This window comes from Actinacidiphila sp. bgisy167 (assembly GCF_965342175.1).
Classification (GTDB): Bacteria; Actinomycetota; Actinomycetes; order Streptomycetales; family Streptomycetaceae; genus Actinacidiphila.
In genome coordinates, this window is the sequence record NZ_CBDRBL010000041.1 from 1 (window position 1) to 15,763 (window position 15,763).

The window sequence follows — 15,763 nt, forward strand, 5'->3', positions numbered from 1 at the left end:
CCCAACTCCTGGCGCGGGGGGCGGCGAGGCCGGCCGGGTCACGGCACGCGGGCGGTCCACTCCGGGGAGCCGAACGTCGCGGCGACGCGTGGAGGCGGCACCCAGCAGGGCGCGGCGCTCACGGCACGCGCGCGGTCCATTCCTCGGTCGCGAACTTCGTCCGCACCAGTTCCTCCGCGCGGGCCATCTCTTCCGCCGTGACTTCGCCGGTGGTCAGCCCGTAGCGGTTACGGAAGGAAGCGACCATGTTCTCGATGACCTGCTCCCGCGCGAGGCCCGTCTGCCGGCGGAGCGGGTCGACACGCTTTTTGGCGCTCGTGGTGCCCTTGTCGGACATCTTCTCCTTGCCGATGCGGAGCACCTCGAGCATCTTGTCGGCGTCGATGTCGTAGGACATCGTCACGTGATGGAGGACGGCCCCAGGACCGCCGTCAGGGCCGACCATGCGCTTCTGGGCCGCACCGGCGATCTTGCCGGCCTCGGTGGCGATGTCGTTGAGGGGTTTGTACCAGGCCTTGATGCCCATGTCGCCGAGTGCGCCGAGCACCCAGTCGTCGAGGTAGGCGTAGCTGTCTGCGAAGGAGAGGCCCGAGACCAGGGACTCCGGCGCGGACAGGGAGTACGTGATCGTGCTCATGGGCTCGACGAACATGGCCCCACCACCAGAGATACGGCGTACCACGGTCAGCCCGTGCTTCGCGGCACCTTCGGAGTCCACCTCGTTCCGCAGGGACTGGAAGCTGCCGATCACCACGGCCGGCGAGGCCCACTCCCATACCCGCAGGGTGGGGGATCGCCGTCCAGCGGCCACCTCGGAGGTGATCACCTCGTCCAACGCCATGTGCAGGGCCGGTGCCTGCGGCTCCGTGTGCACCAGCTGCCAGTCGTAGTCGCTCATCTCGGTCGCACGGGCCAGAGCGCGCCGGACGGCGATGCCGACGCCCTCCGCTGTCAGCCCGAGCATCACGGTCGACTCCGGAAGCGCCGCCGTGATCCGGGCAGCCAACCCCGCAGCGTCCGTCGATGAGGGTGAACCCTCGAGGGCTGAGTTGATCGAGAGGATCGCTTCGTCGGGTTCCAGGAAGAAGTCCCCGGCGACTCGTACGTTGCGCAGGACACCGTCCTCGACATCCAGGTCTACGACGACCAGCTTGCCGCCGGGCACCTTGTACTCGCCATGCACGGCTTCGTTCCCTTCCAGTGCGCTGCACATGTCCTCAGCCCGCTGCTCGGACATTCGGACAGACACGCACATCCCTCGGATTGCACCTTAGTGCTCGTCCGTAGCGAGCGATACGCAGCCCCAAAGGAACCGGACTAACGATCTCCGTGTCGCAGTCGGAGGCGTCGAACCGGTACGTGGGCGCCGCCGTCATCGGCATTGCCTACCGCCGGGTCGCCGGCTGGGCCACCGCCGACCACCTACGAAACGAACTGCGGTGCCCTGCGGGCCGCCCGCCGCACTCGACGGGTCCGCAGGCAGCCCACGACCAGCACACGCACCGCGGAACAGCGTCAACGGGCCGGAATCGGCTGCGTGAGGTTCACCGGGTTGCCGTCGGGGTCCTGGATGTGGGCGACGCGCTGTCCCCACGGCATGTCATTGGGGCCGCCCCTGACCGAGCCGCCCAGCGCCGCCACCCGGCTGAGCTTCTCGTCGACGTCGTCGACACCGATGCTGAGCAGGATCCGCGGTGCCGCCCCGGTCCCCGGGTTCGCCTCGGCCACCAGCCCGAGGTCGGTGTCGCCGATGCGCAAGCCGAGGTAGAAGGGCGGGCCTTCCTCCGGTACCCGGAAGATCTCCTCGGCGCCGAACAATTTCGTATAGAAGCCGAGTAGGACGTCGTGGTCGGCAGTCACGATCACTGGCTGGATCGTGGACATGGCACTCCTGTCGAGAACGGTGGTGTCGCTGGGTAGACCGTTCGAGGACGGTGAACTCATCGGCAAACCTCCTCGCCAGACGATCCACACTCCCAGACTGCCGCCCGCGACCAGCACGAGCGCCCCGAAACGGGGTCACACCACCCTGCTGACCGGCCACTTCAAGATGGCCGCCCACGCCTACGTACACGCGGTCATCGACCTCCTCGCCCCGCGCGCCATGCCCTGCTCGGCACTGCCTTGCTCGCTGCCTGCCTTGCCGCGTGCGCCCTTGCCGGACCCGGTGGCCATGATCACCTGTGTGTCAGCGACCCTCGTGATGATCTGCGGCTTCCGAAGGCAGAGGAGGCTCCGGGTGGGGCTGTGTCAGCTCACGGTGGTGCCGGGGTAGAGGTGTTCGGCGGACTGGAAGAGGATCGTGGGGTTGATCCTGGCGAGGTGCCGCAGCATCATCAGGTCGGCGAACTCCTTGGCGTCGCGTGCCACCGTACTGAGTTCTTCGGCGTCCTTGAGGTACTGGCGGGTCTCATCCAGGTGACGAGGGTCGTCGTCGCTGCCGGGGGCCTTGTGCCCGGCGACGACGGCTTTCGGGTGCAAAGCCGCGATCTTGTCGATAGCCGCGATCCAGTCGCGGCGACGCTGTGCGTCACCCCCGGCCAGGAAGGGGTGGACGCCGTTGTAGACGATGTCGCCCGCGACAGCGAGACCGAGGTCGGGAACGTGGACGAAAGTAGTGTCCTGAGTGTCGCTGTCACCGGCCTCCACGAAGTGGACCTCGTGGCCTTCGAGGTCAAAGGTGTAGTCATCGATCGCCGTCGGCACGATGACGTCCTTGACGATCTGGCCGGGGAACTGGCTCGTCCAGAAGTCCATGCGGCCGGTCGCCTGGTACTGGGCGAGCGCCACGGTTCCCTCGGTGCCCAGGATCTGCGCATCGGGAAATCGCTGGGCCACCTCGGCGAAGCCGAACCAGTGGTCGCCGTGGCCGTGGGTGGCGTACATGGCGAGCAGGTTCTTGCCGGAGGCGGCCACCCAGTCGGCTACCTCGCGGGCCTTGTCCTCGGTGTGCGGGGCATCGACAAGGATGGCGTCGCGCTCGCCGTAGATCAGGGTGGAGGCGATCGGAGACCAGGCCGGGATGGGCCGTACCGAGGTGCTGTCGGGCAACACCGCCTGCGGAGGAAGGGTCACCAGGACTTCATAACCGAGGGTCATCTATTCACCGTCTTTCGTGTCGTATCGGTCGCCTGGAGGTAACCGCGGCGGCCGATCAGTGTTGTGTCGTTCATGCCTCCACGCTCCGGCCTGACGAACCGGTGCGCTCGACGAGCCGGAGCCGGTGGACACCGGTGACCTCGAATGCTCGGTACGCGGACATGACGCTTCTCCTCGGTGCTGCCTCTGCCGACACGGGGAGGGCTGGGGCGGGGATCCCCATTATATATTACGGGTCACTTCTAATTCGGTCTTCCCGGCATGCATCCCCGACCTGGGAGGCTTGGCCCCGGCACCAGATCCGGGGTGCGCACCAGAAGGCGATCTTCTCAGGCGGGTAGTCGTTGCTCGCACGCTTGGGCGCGGGCCGTGCGGATCGCGGCCAGCGCGCGTTCGCCGTCGGCAGCCAGGGTGTCGGTCAGCCAGGACACCGTCGGATCGGCGGCCGGGCCGGAACACCGCAGGCTCCACCCGCAGCATCCCGACATCGGACAGGCAGTTCCCGCCCAGCGCGACCGCGAGCGCGGGCGCGAGGATCTCGCGGTACGCGGTCGCCGCCTCTCACGCCTTCTCCCGTTTCCCAGGTGGCGTTCAGTGTGGAAGGCGCCCGCCGGCCTGGCCGTGGCCGACAATCGATCTTGTGGTGGGCCATGCTGAGGTCTTTCTGCACGTCGCGGATGTCAGCGGGAGATCCTGCACTGGTGCATCGCCAACGGCAGTGCCGCAGAACGATTCGAAATTCACCGACGGGTACGGACTCGCCGTTCGTCAGGACCGCCGAGCAGGTCACCCGCCGGGCCGGCTCGCAAGCCGTGACCCCGAGGCCGCCGCTCCGCGGTGCGCGTCGCGACGCGCCCCCGTGAACTGCGCGGTGTGAACGCGGTGGAGGACCCGAGGCCGGCGCGGGGCGGGTGGGCGGGCACGGCGGGGGGCGCGGCCCGGGGCCGCCGGGGGCCACTCCGGGCCCCCGGGCCGCTGTGTTCATCAGACACCCCGTGGAATGATCCGGCGAGTGGGACTGGCCCACCCGGGTTCCGCCAGAACCGGGGGCGCCGCACCCGTGTGTGACGGGGCGTCCGGGCCGGGTCGGCGCCACCGGGTGCGGGCGCATGCGGTCAGCGGCTGTCACCGCGCCACTCCCAGTGGTCGGTGCCCCCCTCGCGGGGCGCGTACCGGGCGCGGCCGCCCGGGCCGAAGCGTCCGATGTCGGTGCGCAGCTCGACGCCCGCGGAGTGCTCCCGCTCACTCCAGCCGGTCACGTCGAGCAGCAGCCCGTCCAGCGGGCCGCCGACCAGTTCGCGGTAGACGCGGTCGGGTTTGGGACCCGGATCCGGATCGTCGATGTCGGCGCCGTAGACCCTGGGCCGTAGCAGCTCGTCCATGCGCTCCACGGTCTCACCCGGCACCGACAACCTCACCCGGACGAAGGTCGCGCGGGTGCCGGTCGCCGCTCGCCGGCGCCTGTGAGGACCTGGGCCCGACGACGCCGTCGCCGCGCCCGGGGACACGGCCAGGACCCCCGTGCCCGGCCATGCCCGCGCCGTGGCCGGTGGAAGCTGAACAAGGCGCCGGCGCAAGGAAGTTCTTCGGCTTGGCGGGCCTTCGACCGTCCGCCCGACATAAGATCCACTCCAGTCGGGTCAACAGACAGGCACGGAGGACCGGGTACACGCACATGGCAGAACACACCGCCACTCCGCCGGGCCGGGCCGTGCTCGCCGCGCGCTGCCGTCGTGCCGTCGACTCCGAGTGGTTCGGACTCACCGTCTTCACCCTCGTCATCGCCAACGCGGGCCTCCTCGGCGTCGAGACGTACGCCGGGTTCGCCGCGCATTGGCACGGTCCCCTGAAGGTCGCGGAACACGCTTTCCTGGCGGTCTTCACCGCCGAGGTGGTCCTGCGTGCCTGCGCCCACGCCGACCGCCCCCGGGACTTCTTCCGCGACCCGTGGAACGTCTTCGACCTGGCCGTGGTGACGCTGGCCTATCTGCCCTTCGCCCGCGAGAACGCCACGGTGCTGCGGCTGCTGCGACTGGCCAGGGTCATGCGCGCGGCCCGCTTCCTGCCCCAGCTGCGCATCATCATCGTGGCCGTCGGCAAGAGCCTGCCGGGCACGCTCAGTTTCCTGCTCGTCGGCACGATGCTGCTGTACGTCTACGCCATCACCGGCTGGGTCTTCTTCGCCGAGAAGGACCCCGAGCACTACGGATCGATCGGGCGGGCCGCCCTCTCGCTCTTCCTGCTGATCACCCTGGACGGCATCGGCGACGCCGTCCGCGGTGGCCTCGAGATCTCGCGCTGGAGCCTGCTCTACTACGCCTCCTATGTGCTGCTCGGCTCCTTTGTACTGGTCAACCTGCTCATCGGCGTGGTCATCAGCTCATTGGAGGAGGCCCGGCAGCTGGAGCACGAGCGGGAGGAGCAGCCCTCTGCCGACGGCTGCGAGACCCCGGACCACCTGCGAGAACGCATCGCCACCGCCCGACGGGCCCTGGACGAGCTGGAGGCGGGGCTCGCCCTCGTGGGCGCGGGAAGCGCGGCCTCGCAATCCCCACCGGCGTCGCACGCCTCGCCCGCCACGGCCGACCCGCCGAGCGGACGCCCGGCCGGATCGCCGGTCCGGGTGTGATCCCGCCGCGTACGCCGCGGGAGGTCGGATCAGAGCGTCAGGACCCGGCCGAACGTCCCCACGGCGATCAGCAGCGTGACCGCGAAGATGGCCACCAGGGCCACGATCTCCCAGATCTTGGGGACCTCCGGTGGCTCCGTGTACGAGATGCCCGTGGTGGTGCTCTCCTCGCAGGGCGGCGTCGGAGTGGGCTCCGTCCGGTCGCGATGCGGGCGCAGGGCGGGCGCGGGCGCCGCGGCCGACGCACCGAGGGCCGGGACGACGGCCGGAGCAGTGCCGCTCAAGGGCCGGGGACTGATCAGTGTGTCGGGCATGCTCACCCTCCGGACTCCGGACGTTCTGCAGCGAACGCGGCAGCCCATCGCACGGGCTCGCGTCGGAACGGCAGGCGGCACGGTCCCTGTCCGCGGAAACGTACGCGGAGGTCTCCGCGACTCGCCAACCGGACAATTCATTTTATAGCCGGGCGCAAGGATCCACGATCAGGAAACGTCACCCAGGACGGTGCGTGAGCATCCCGCCACCTGCAGCGACAGGGCGCCCTCGGTCCCCTCCGGCACCGGACGATCCCGGCGCCGTGGGAGAGGATGAGGCGAAGGGCCCACTCGGACAACGCCAAGGAAGAGGACGGACGATGGCCGACGCGCTGGTACTCGGTGGCGGGGGCGTCGCCGGGATCGCCTGGATCACCGGACTGCTGACGGGGCTCTCTGACGCCGGGCATGACGTCACGGGGGCGACGACGCTGGTCGGAACATCGGCGGGGGCGACGGTCGCGGCACAACTGGGCAGCGGGCTGCCCCTGCGCGAGCTCTACGCCCGGCAGACCGAGCCGGAGTTGCAGTCGGCGGAGATCATGGCCGAGGTCGACCTCGCGAACTTCGGCGCGGGCATCGCGGACGTGCTGCAGGGGGCCGCGTCGGTCGCCGACATGCGGCGCGCGGTCGGAGCGTACGCCCTCGAGGCGGAGACGGTTCCGGAGGCGGTGCGGCGACGCGTGATCGAGTCCCGCCTCCCCTCCCGCACGTGGCCGGCGTCCCGGACGGTGCGGATCGTCGCCGTTGACGCGCAGACCGGCCGGCCACAGGTCTTCGACGGCTCGTCCGGGGTCGGCCTCGTCGACGCCGTCGCCGCGAGTTGCGCCGTTCCCGGCATCTGGCCGCCCGTGACGATCGGCGGGCGCCGCTTCGTCGACGGCGGTGTGCGGTCCGCGTCGAACGCCGACTACGCCGCGGGGGCGGCGCGGGTGCTGGTGATCGTGCCGATGGGGACCGCGGAGCTGTTCCCCAGCGAGCGGGCCCTGGAGCAGTGCGTGGCGGAACTGCGGGCCGCCGGCGCCGAGGTCGCCGTGGTGGGACCGGACGAGGCGTCGGTGGCGGCGATCGGCACGAACCCGCTCGACCCCGCCACACGCCGTCCCGCCGCCGAAGCCGGGCGGGCACAGGGGCGCGAGCTGCGGGCCGGGTGGAGTCTGGTCTGACCGCGCCGGGCGGGGGGCCGGTTCCCCTCGCGCAACGCGCCGCCCGGCAGTGCCCCCGGCCGGCCCCAGGACCGCGGCCCGGCCAGCCGGAGCACCGTGTCCAGACCGCGGTGCCCTCCCGGGGCGGCTCCGGCGGGCACGACGTACGAGCGCAGCCTTACGCCGGCGCGGCACCGTCCTTGGCCGGATGGTCGCCGCCATCAGCGCCTCAGCCGGCAAGACGCCCAGGGCCGCGCAGGCGTGCCCGTCCAGGACGGGGGCGGGCTTCTCGGTGCCGTAGGCGTAGGAGTGCACCCACGCGCCTCGACATAGCGGTCGAGTCCGTGATGGGCGAAGGTCGGCCGCAGGTCCAGCTCACGTCGCTGAGGACACCCAGGCCGATGCCCACGTCCATCTGCGCCGCCGGCGTGTCACACGGTTCGCGGCGCACCATCGGCGCCGCCGCTCTTGCAGGCCTCCGACCCGCACCCTGCCCACGCGACCGTTGACGTGCCGGCCGCCGCGAGGCCGATCACCGAACCCGATCATGCAATCATGCGGACATCCTTTTGGCCGGCGGTCGTCCTCGTCCTCGCCGGGGCCGTCCTGACCGGCGCGTGCGGATCCGGTGACAGCGATCAGGCGCGGCACCTCGCCCGCGAGGCATGCGCCACCTACGAGATGTTCGTCCCCGCGGATCTGATCACTCCGGAAGACCGGGAAACCGCCCACCGACGGGTCGTGCCCGCTCTCGAGGAGTCCTCACGCCTGGCCGCCCATGCCGCCCGTCTGGACCCGGACTGGCAGGAACTGGCCCTGGGGCTGTCACGACTGGCGGAGCAGACCTCCGCGAGCCTCGAACTCGCCGATCTGCAGGCGCGTGACGCGTCCGACGGCACAGGCGAGGCGGACGAGCTACAGGCCCGCATCCTGAATCTGGGCGGCGAGGTCGACGCCCACGATCCCCGGACGCAGTGCCAGAAGGTGTGAGTCCTGCGGCCGCCGCGGCGCGGCGTCGCGCGCGGCGGAAAGTCGCTCTTACCGCTCGTCGGTGAGCGGGATGCCCGTGGCCGTTCGATGCGCTCGACGCCCGTATGGCGCGGGCCCGACTCACCCTGCTGCCGGAAGTGGGCGGGCCGCCGGACCGTGGCCAGGAGCAGCAACAAGGCGACATGTACCGCGTACTTCATGGTTCCTCCTTGGATGGCACCACTGCGTCCTGTGGCGCCGCCCAACGGCCTCCGACCCTCCCGACGCATCCATGACCAGTACGCGCAGCGACCGTCTCGGAACGCGGCCGTCCCGACGGCGGGGATGTTGGCTGACGGTTCATCAACCAGTCACCGCCAAGGACGTGTCGGGTCGACGCGATGCGGGAATCCTGATCCGGGCATGTCAACAAGACCGCGCAATCCTCCACCGCGCGGTCGACCAGGAGGAAACAAGTGAGGACGAACTCGCGTCTCGGCAGGGTCCCGGCCGTCGTCGGCGGCGCGCTCGCGCTGGTGATCGCGCTTCCGGGTACGGCGTTCGCCGCGCCGCCCCCCGCCCTCCCCGCCAACGCGGACGGCCTGGAGCAGACGTTCCAGCCGGCGTACGACTACGACACGGACGGCTGCTACCCCACCCCGGCCATAGGCCCCGACGGAACCGTCAACCCGGGCCTGAACCCCACCGGCGCCCTCAACGGGAGCTGCCGCGACCAGACGGATCTGGACAACACCAACGGCTACGCCCGCTACAAGTGCAACAACGGCTGGTGCGCCATCATGTACGGCCTCTACTTCGAGAAGGACCAGGCCCTGCCCGGCATCACTCTCGGCGGCCACCGCCACGACTGGGAGCACGTCGTGGTCTGGGTGAAGGACGACCAGGCCCAGTACGTCTCCACCTCGGCGCACGGCGACTTCAACGTCTACGGCCGCGACCAGATCCGCTGGGACGGGACCCACCCCAAGATCGTCTACCACAAGGACGGCGCGAGCACGCACTGCTTCCGGCCCGCCAACACCAACGACGAGCCGCCGGAGAACCACTACCGCGGCTGGCAGTTCCCCGACCTGGTCGGCTGGAACGGCTACCCGGCGGGCCTGCGCGACAAGCTGAGCCAGGCCGACTTCGGCAGCGCGGTCTTCGGCCTGAAGGACGGGAACTTCGCCTACCACCTGGACAAGGCGAAACCGGCGGGCATCCCCTTCGACCCGAACGCCTGACGCCCTGACACCTCGCGCGTTCGCCCGGGGACGGGAGCGGGGGCGGCGCACCGCCCCGACCCCGCTCCCTCCCCGGCGGCGGCGAGCGCCTCAGACGGCGTCCAGCTCCGCGATCTCCTCAGCGGTGAGCACGAGTTCCGCCGCGGCCACCGAGTCGCGGATGGTCTCCGGGCGGCTGGAGCCGGGGATGGGGATCACGACCGGGGACTTGGCCAGCATCCACGCCAGGCACACCCGCTGCGGGCTGACCCCGTGAGCCTCCGCGATCCGTGCGAACGGCGCGTAGGCCGAGCCGAGTTCGCGGGCGCGGGAGATGCCGCCGAGCGGGCTCCACGGCAGGAACGCGATGCCGAGCTCGTCGCAGAGCTCCAGCTCCGGCTCGCTGGAGCGGAAGGCCGGGGAGAACTGGTTCTGCACGGACACCAGACGGCCGCCCAGGATCTCGTTGGCCTCCCGGATCTGGTCCGGGTTGGCGTTGGAGATGCCGGCCATGCGGATCTTGCCCTCGTCGAGCAGCTCGCGCACCGCGCCCACGGAGTCGGCGTAGGGCACCTTGGGGTCGGGCCGGTGGAACTGGTACAGGCCGATGGCCTCCACGCCCAGCCGGCTCAGCGAGGCCTCGCAGGCCCGCTTGATGTGCTCGGGCGAACCGTCCTGGGTCCAGCTTCCGTCACCGGGGCGCAGGTGGCCGCCCTTGGTGGCGACGAGGACGTCAGCACCCCGCGCGTGCGAGGCGAGCGCCTTGGCGATCAGGCTCTCGTTGTGGCCGACCTCGTCGGCGTACTGGTGGTAGGCGTCCGCCGTGTCGATCAGCGTCACACCGGCGTCGAGCGCCGCGTGGATGGTGTCGATGGACCGTGCCTCGTCCGGCCGGCCCTCGATCGACATGGGCATGCCGCCCAGACCGATCGCGCTGACCTCGGTGTCACCGATGCGGCGAGTCTGCATGTGTCCGTGGCCTTTCTCAGCTTGCGTCTCGGCTCTTGCGTGCCGACGGGGCGCGCTCGCGCGCGCCTGTGGTGTGCCCCGCACGGCTGGATTCGGGCCGCAGCCGTGCGGGCACGAGCCCAAGCGTCGCCTCAGCGGCGCCCAGACGTCCAATAGAAGAAAGCGAACACATTCAGGAGCTAGGCTTCTCAATCATGGAGCTACGCCATCTGGAGTACTTCGTCGCGGTCGCGGAGGAGCACCACTTCACCCGAGCCGCCGAGCGGCTCATGATCTCCCAGTCCGGTCTGTCGGCCTCCGTGCGCGCCCTGGAGCAGGAGCTCGGGACGCCGCTGTTCGTGCGCAGCACCCGCAGTGTGGAGCTGACGGCGGCCGGCCGGGCCCTGCTGGACGAGGCCTGCCGGACGCTGGCGAGCGTACGGGCCGCGAAGGAGGCGGTGGCGGCCGTGCAGGGCCTGATGCGCGGTGTGCTCACGATCGGCACCGAGCAGTGCCTGGCCGGCGTCGACGTGCCGGCGCTGCTGGCCCGCTTCCGCGCCCAGCACCCGGGCGTCGAGGTCCGGCTGCGGCAGGCGGGGTCGGCGGCCCTCGTGCAGGACATCATCAGCGGCCGGCTGGACGTGGCGTTCACGGCGCTGTGCGGACAGGCGCCCGAGGGGGTGCGGATGCGACCGATCGCCCGGGCCCCGATGGTCCTGCTGTGTCATCCCGGGCACCGGCTGGCCGGAGAGGAGAAGGCCGGCTACGCGGACCTCGGCGGCGAGGAGTTCGTGGACTTCCACCCCGACTGGGGCGCGCGCGGGCTCACCGACCGGGCCTTCGCCGCGAACCGCGTGCCGCGCCACGTCGCCTTGGAGGTCAACGACGTGCACAGCCTGATCGACCTGGTCCACCACGGGCTCGGCATCGCCGTCGTGCCCCAGCCCATCGCGCGCAAGGAGCACGCCGCGGGACTGCGGACCCTGGAGCTGTCAGGCGCCGAGGAGCACCTCTGGGAGGTGTCGGCCGCGCTGCCCCAGGAGGACCGGGTCTCCCCCGCCGCCCGCAAGCTGCTGTCCTACCTGCCGTGACCGCGCCCGCCGCACCGTGGACCTGCGGGCGCCCGCACCGGCGCGCACACTGGTCGCGTGGGCGGCGCCCCGCACGTCCGCACCGTACCGCGACGCCGTTCCCCGGAGGGGCATGAACAACCCGGCCCACGACCCCTGCGTCCGGGTGCGCGGCGCCCGCGAGCACAATCTGCGCGACGTCGACGTGGACGTGCCCCGGGACGCGCTGGCCGTGTTCACAGGGGTCTCCGGCTCCGGCAAGTCCTCGCTCGCGTTCGGCACGATCTACGCGGAGGCGCAGCGCCGCTACTTCGAGTCCGTCACCCCGTACGCCCGGCGGCTCATCCACCAGGTGGGCGCCCCCGCGGTCGACGACATCCTGGGGCTGCCCCCGGCGGTCGCCCTGGAGCAGCGGCGCGGGGCGCCGACCTCCCGCTCGTACGTGGGCACGGTGACGACCCTGTCCAACACGCTGCGGATGCTCTTCTCCCGCGCGGGCCGCTACCCGCCGGGCGCCCAGCCCGTGGACTCCGACGCCTTCTCGCCCAACACCGCCGCCGGCGCCTGCCCGGTGTGCCAGGGGCTGGGCCGCGTGCACCGGGCCACCGAGGAACTGATGGTCCCCGATCCCTCGCTGAGCATCCGCGACGGCGCGATCGCCGCCTGGCCCGGTGCGTGGCACGGCAAGAACCTGCGGGACGTCACACGCACCCTCGGCTACGACGTCGACCGGCCCTGGCGCGAGCTCCCCGCCGAGGACCGGGAGTGGATCCTGTTCACCGACGAGCAACCGGTGGTGACCGTGCACCCGGTGCGGGAGGCGGGCCGCATCCAGCGTCCCTACCAGGGCACCTTCCAGAGTGCACGGCGCTATGTGCTGCACACCTTCGCCGACTCCAAGAGCCCGGCGCTGCGGGCCCGCGCGCAGCGGTTCCTGGAGAGCTCGCTCTGCACCGCCTGCGGCGGCAGTCGGCTGCGCCCGGAGTCCCTGGCCGTCACCTTCGCCGGGCGGAACATCGCCGAGCTCAACGCGATGCCGCTGGCGCGGCTCGCCGAGGTGCTGCGTCCGGCCGCGCGGGGCGCGGTGGACGACCTCCCCGAGGGCCCGCAGCGGGGGATCGCCACGACGCTGTGCGCCGACCTCGTCGCACGCATCGAGGTCGTCGCCGAACTCGGTCTGGGCTACCTCAGCCTGGACCGCACGACACCCACGCTCTCCCCCGGCGAGCTGCAACGCCTGCGCCTGGCGACCCAGTTGCGCTCCGGCCTGTTCGGGGTGGTGTATGTGCTCGACGAGCCCTCGGCCGGGCTGCACCCGGCGGACGGCGAGGCGCTGCTGGAGGTTCTGCTGCGGCTTCGCGACGCGGGGAACTCGGTGTTCGTCGTCGAGCACGACATGGACGTGGTGCGCCGGGCGGACTGGGTCGTGGACGTCGGGCCGCACGCGGGCGAGCGCGGCGGCCGGGTGCTCTACAGCGGCCCGGTGGAGGGGCTGGAGGCGGTCGCCGAATCTGCCACCCGCCGCTACCTGTTCGCCTCGGGACCCGATCCGGCCGCCGGGCGCGCCGCGCGGGAGCCGTCGTCGTGGCTCGGCCTGCGGGGCATCACCCGGCACAACCTGCACGGCACGGACGTCGAGCTGCCGCTCGGGGTGTTCACGGCGATCACCGGGGTGTCGGGCTCGGGGAAGTCCACCCTGGTGGGCGTGCTCGCCGCTGTGTTGACGGAGCATCTTGGGCCGGCCGGAGACGTCGGGTCCGAGGACGCGACCGCGGGCGGCGAGGACGCGGGCGCGTGGGGCGGAGCCGGCGCCGGGCCGGCGTTCGGCGTTCGCGCGGAGGGGCTGCGGGCGGTGGACCGCCTGGTGCGGGTGGACCAGAAGCCCATCGGCCGGACCCCGCGTTCCAACCTCGCCACCTACACCGGGCTGTTCGACGCCGTGCGGGGACTCTTCGCGGCCACCGACGACGCCCGGCGGCACGGCTTCAAGGCCGGGCGGTTCTCGTTCAACGTCGCGGGCGGCCGCTGCGACACCTGCCAGGGCGAGGGTTTCGTCGCCGTCGAGCTGCTGTTCCTTCCCGGCACGTACGCCCCCTGCCCCACCTGCCACGGGAACCGCTACGACGAGCAGACGCTGGCCGTCCGCTACCAGGGGCGGAACGTGGCGGAGGTGCTCGGCATGAGCGTGGACACGGCGGCCGCCTTCTTCGCGGACGTCGCACCGGTCGCCCGCAGCCTGCGCACGCTGCAGGACGTGGGGCTGGGCTATCTGCGCCTCGGGCAGCCGGCCACCGAGCTGTCGGGCGGTGAGGCGCAGCGCATCAAGCTCGCCGCCGAGCTGCAGCGCGGGCGCCGCGGCCACACCGTGTACCTGCTGGACGAGCCCACCACGGGGCTGCATCCGGCCGATGTGGAGCTGCTGGTACGGCAGTTGCACGGGCTGGTCGACGCCGGGCACTCCGTCTTCGCGGTGGAGCACGAGATGAGCGTGGTGGCCGGTGCCGACTGGGTGATCGACCTGGGCCCGGGCGGAGGGGACGCGGGAGGGCGGGTCGTCGCCGCCGGGCGGCCCGCGCAGGTCGCCCGAGCGGCCGGGAGCCGTACGGCGGCCTATCTGGCACGCCGTCTGTCGGGCTGAGCGGGGCGCGCGACGGGCCGGGGACCGATCCGCGTCACCACCGAGCGCCGGCCGGGGCGGGCCGCGGCTGAGCGGGGCGCGCGACAGGGCAGCGGAACCCGCGCGGTGCAATGGCCCGCAATCGGCTGCTCCGGGCCCCGCCGCCCTCGCCCGCGCCGATGGGCAGAGCCGTTCCGTCCCCCCACGCCCCAGGCACCGGGAGCCGCACGGCCCCCGTCGCCGCACGGCGGGCTCACGCGGCCCGCCAACCGCTCCAGCGCCGTACGGAGATCTCGATCACCGGCCCCGCGGGAGGACGGCCGGTGTACTGACCGTATTTGGCGGTCAGCAGAGCGACGCAGCGGGCGGCCGCGGGGGATGCGCCGGCCGGCGGGAGCACACGGGCCGTGCCGTCGGCGCGGGCCCACCACAGCAGGTCCCAGTCCTCGTCGTAGTGGTCGGCGAGCAGGCACACCGCGGGGTTGGCTTCGATGTTGGCCAGGCGTTTCAGGTGCGCGGTCCGTTTGGGTTTGTGGTCGACGGCCAGCGCCACCGTGTCGCCGTCCACGGCGAAGGCCACCGGCACCAGATGCGGCGTTCCGGTCGCGTCGGCGGTGGCCAGGCGAGCGACGCGGGCCGCGGCGAAGCGCTCGCGCGCCTGACCGCCCGTCAGGGCCGGCATGGAAGGACCTCCTCACCCGTTGCCGGCCGGTCAGCGGAACCGGTCGGCGAGCGCTGCCAGGCCGTCCAGGTGCTCCAGAGTCTCCCGCTCGGGCAGCGTCGGCAGGTCGAGCAGCACTCGTTCGACGCCGAGCCGCTGATAGGCCTCCAGCTGCTCCGGGCCGCCGCGGACCCCGAACACGGTCACCGGCACATCACGGCCGGCGACCTCGCGCAGGTGCTCCATGCGCGGGCCGAGGTCCTCCGGAGCGTCGCTGTTGGCGAGCCAGGCGTCGCCGAGTTCGGCGACCCGGTGGAACGCGCGCTTGCCGCCGCCGACGTAGATCGGCGGGTGCGGCCGCCGCACCGGTTTCGGCCAGCAGAAGACGGGATCGAAGTCGACGAACCGGCCGTGGAACTCGGCCTCGTCCTCGGTCCACAGCTCGCGGATCGCCCGCAGGCGTTCATCGGCGAGCCGGCCGCGCGTGGCGGGGTCCGCGCCATGGTTCCGCATCTCCTCGCGGTTCCAGCCGACGCCGACCCCGAAGACGGCGCGACCGTCGGAGACCAGATCGAGGGAGGCCACCTCCTTGGCGGTGTGGATGGGATCGCGCTGCGGCACGAGCGCGATCCCGGTGCCCAGCAGCAGGCGCCGGGTGACGGCGGCGATCACGGAGAGGGCGACGAACGGGTCAAGAGTGCGGCAGTACTTCTCCGGCAGCTCGCCGCCCCCGGGGCAGGGGCTCTCGCGGCGCACCGGGATGTGGCTGTGCTCGGCGATGAACAGCGAGTCGAACGCCCGTTCCTCCAGGGCGGTGCCGAGCGGGGCGGGACGGATGCCCTGGTCGGTGATGAAGGTCGAGATCCCGATGTTCACGCTGGCTCCGTGGGTGCGGTGGCGAAGGGGTACCCCGCTGTGCTCCCTACCCCTCCCCGGTGGCCGTGCGGCACACGACCACCCGGGAGGAGCATCGCGCCGGTGACCCCGGCCGTGCGGCGCCCGCCCAGTGGGCCGCCGCACGACACGCGGGCGAAAGAGCACGCGCAGCCCGTCTCCGGACGGTCCATCAGGCCATCCTCGGGCGCATC

At 71.9% G+C, this 15,763-nt stretch carries 15 protein-coding genes and 1 pseudogene; 7 read left to right on the forward strand and 9 right to left on the reverse strand.

Features of this window, described 5'->3' with window-relative positions:
• Positions 1 to 118 precede the first annotated feature (118 nt).
• Positions 119 to 1,183 (reverse strand): lipoate--protein ligase family protein, encoded by a 1,065-nt coding sequence (locus ACRWND_RS17185; protein WP_431950279.1) that lies wholly within the window; start codon positions 1,181 to 1,183, stop codon positions 119 to 121.
• A 332-nt stretch (positions 1,184 to 1,515) separates the two neighbouring features.
• Positions 1,516 to 1,884: a VOC family protein gene (locus tag ACRWND_RS17190; protein ID WP_431950193.1), complete on the reverse strand. Its 369-nt coding sequence runs from the start codon at positions 1,882 to 1,884 to the stop codon at positions 1,516 to 1,518.
• Here ACRWND_RS17190 and ACRWND_RS17195 point away from each other — a divergent pair.
• Positions 1,877 to 2,275 carry a hypothetical protein gene (locus ACRWND_RS17195; protein ID WP_431950195.1) on the forward strand — a complete coding sequence of 133 codons (399 nt, stop codon included), beginning with the start codon at positions 1,877 to 1,879 and terminating at the stop codon, positions 2,273 to 2,275. The genes ACRWND_RS17190 and ACRWND_RS17195 overlap by 8 nt on opposite strands.
• Here ACRWND_RS17195 and ACRWND_RS17200 read toward each other — a convergent pair.
• The 3 genes and pseudogenes from ACRWND_RS17200 to ACRWND_RS17210 form a co-directional block, all read right to left on the reverse strand.
• Positions 2,251 to 3,099 carry an MBL fold metallo-hydrolase gene (locus ACRWND_RS17200; RefSeq protein WP_431950197.1) on the reverse strand — a complete coding sequence of 283 codons (849 nt, stop codon included), beginning with the start codon at positions 3,097 to 3,099 and terminating at the stop codon, positions 2,251 to 2,253. The genes ACRWND_RS17195 and ACRWND_RS17200 overlap by 25 nt on opposite strands.
• Positions 3,100 to 3,455: 356 nt before the next feature.
• A pseudogene (locus ACRWND_RS17205) lies at positions 3,456 to 3,636 on the reverse strand (IS1380 family transposase); the annotation flags it as partial.
• Positions 3,637 to 4,214: 578 nt separating this feature from the next.
• On the reverse strand, positions 4,215 to 4,481 hold the full coding sequence (locus tag ACRWND_RS17210) for a hypothetical protein (RefSeq protein WP_431950199.1): 267 nt from the start codon (positions 4,479 to 4,481) through the stop codon (positions 4,215 to 4,217).
• A gap of 293 nt (positions 4,482 to 4,774) precedes the next feature.
• Between ACRWND_RS17210 and ACRWND_RS17215 the strand changes: the two genes are divergently transcribed.
• Complete coding sequence (locus ACRWND_RS17215) at positions 4,775 to 5,728, forward strand: ion transporter (protein WP_431950201.1); 954 nt, start codon at positions 4,775 to 4,777, stop codon at positions 5,726 to 5,728.
• A gap of 29 nt (positions 5,729 to 5,757) precedes the next feature.
• On the opposite strand, the gene ACRWND_RS17220 is transcribed toward ACRWND_RS17215, so the two are convergent.
• Entirely contained in the window at positions 5,758 to 6,042 is a 285-nt protein-coding gene (locus ACRWND_RS17220; protein WP_431950203.1) for a DUF6480 family protein, read from the reverse strand.
• Between the two features lie 320 nt (positions 6,043 to 6,362).
• Here ACRWND_RS17220 and ACRWND_RS17225 point away from each other — a divergent pair, with 320 nt between their 5' ends.
• The 3 genes from ACRWND_RS17225 (at position 6,363) to ACRWND_RS17235 (ending at position 9,400) form a co-directional block, all read left to right on the forward strand.
• Positions 6,363 to 7,208, forward strand: a complete 846-nt coding sequence (locus tag ACRWND_RS17225; RefSeq protein ID WP_431950205.1) for a patatin-like phospholipase family protein — start codon at positions 6,363 to 6,365, stop codon at positions 7,206 to 7,208.
• 534 nt (positions 7,209 to 7,742) lie between these two features.
• Positions 7,743 to 8,177: a hypothetical protein gene (locus tag ACRWND_RS17230; protein ID WP_431950207.1), complete on the forward strand. Its 435-nt coding sequence runs from the start codon at positions 7,743 to 7,745 to the stop codon at positions 8,175 to 8,177.
• A 455-nt stretch (positions 8,178 to 8,632) separates the two neighbouring features.
• Positions 8,633 to 9,400 carry an NPP1 family protein gene (locus ACRWND_RS17235; protein WP_431950209.1) on the forward strand — a complete coding sequence of 256 codons (768 nt, stop codon included), beginning with the start codon at positions 8,633 to 8,635 and terminating at the stop codon, positions 9,398 to 9,400.
• A gap of 90 nt (positions 9,401 to 9,490) precedes the next feature.
• On the opposite strand, the gene ACRWND_RS17240 is transcribed toward ACRWND_RS17235, so the two are convergent.
• Entirely contained in the window at positions 9,491 to 10,348 is an 858-nt protein-coding gene (locus ACRWND_RS17240) for an aldo/keto reductase (RefSeq protein ID WP_431950211.1), read from the reverse strand.
• 194 nt (positions 10,349 to 10,542) lie between these two features.
• On the opposite strand from ACRWND_RS17240, the gene ACRWND_RS17245 reads away from it, so the two are divergent.
• Together ACRWND_RS17245 and ACRWND_RS17250 are read left to right on the forward strand one after the other, a co-directional pair.
• Entirely contained in the window at positions 10,543 to 11,418 is an 876-nt protein-coding gene (locus ACRWND_RS17245; protein WP_431950213.1) for a LysR family transcriptional regulator, read from the forward strand.
• A gap of 112 nt (positions 11,419 to 11,530) precedes the next feature.
• Positions 11,531 to 14,035 carry an ABC transporter gene (locus ACRWND_RS17250; protein ID WP_431950215.1) on the forward strand — a complete coding sequence of 835 codons (2,505 nt, stop codon included), beginning with the start codon at positions 11,531 to 11,533 and terminating at the stop codon, positions 14,033 to 14,035.
• Positions 14,036 to 14,267: 232 nt separating this feature from the next.
• Here ACRWND_RS17250 and ACRWND_RS17255 read toward each other — a convergent pair whose 3' ends face one another.
• Together ACRWND_RS17255 and ACRWND_RS17260 are read right to left on the reverse strand one after the other, a co-directional pair.
• Positions 14,268 to 14,696, reverse strand: a complete 429-nt coding sequence (locus ACRWND_RS17255; RefSeq protein ID WP_431950217.1) for a TIGR03668 family PPOX class F420-dependent oxidoreductase — start codon at positions 14,694 to 14,696, stop codon at positions 14,268 to 14,270.
• Positions 14,697 to 14,726: 30 nt separating this feature from the next.
• Complete coding sequence (locus ACRWND_RS17260) at positions 14,727 to 15,551, reverse strand: LLM class F420-dependent oxidoreductase (protein ID WP_431950219.1); 825 nt, start codon at positions 15,549 to 15,551, stop codon at positions 14,727 to 14,729.
• Positions 15,552 to 15,763: the final 212 nt, after the last annotated feature.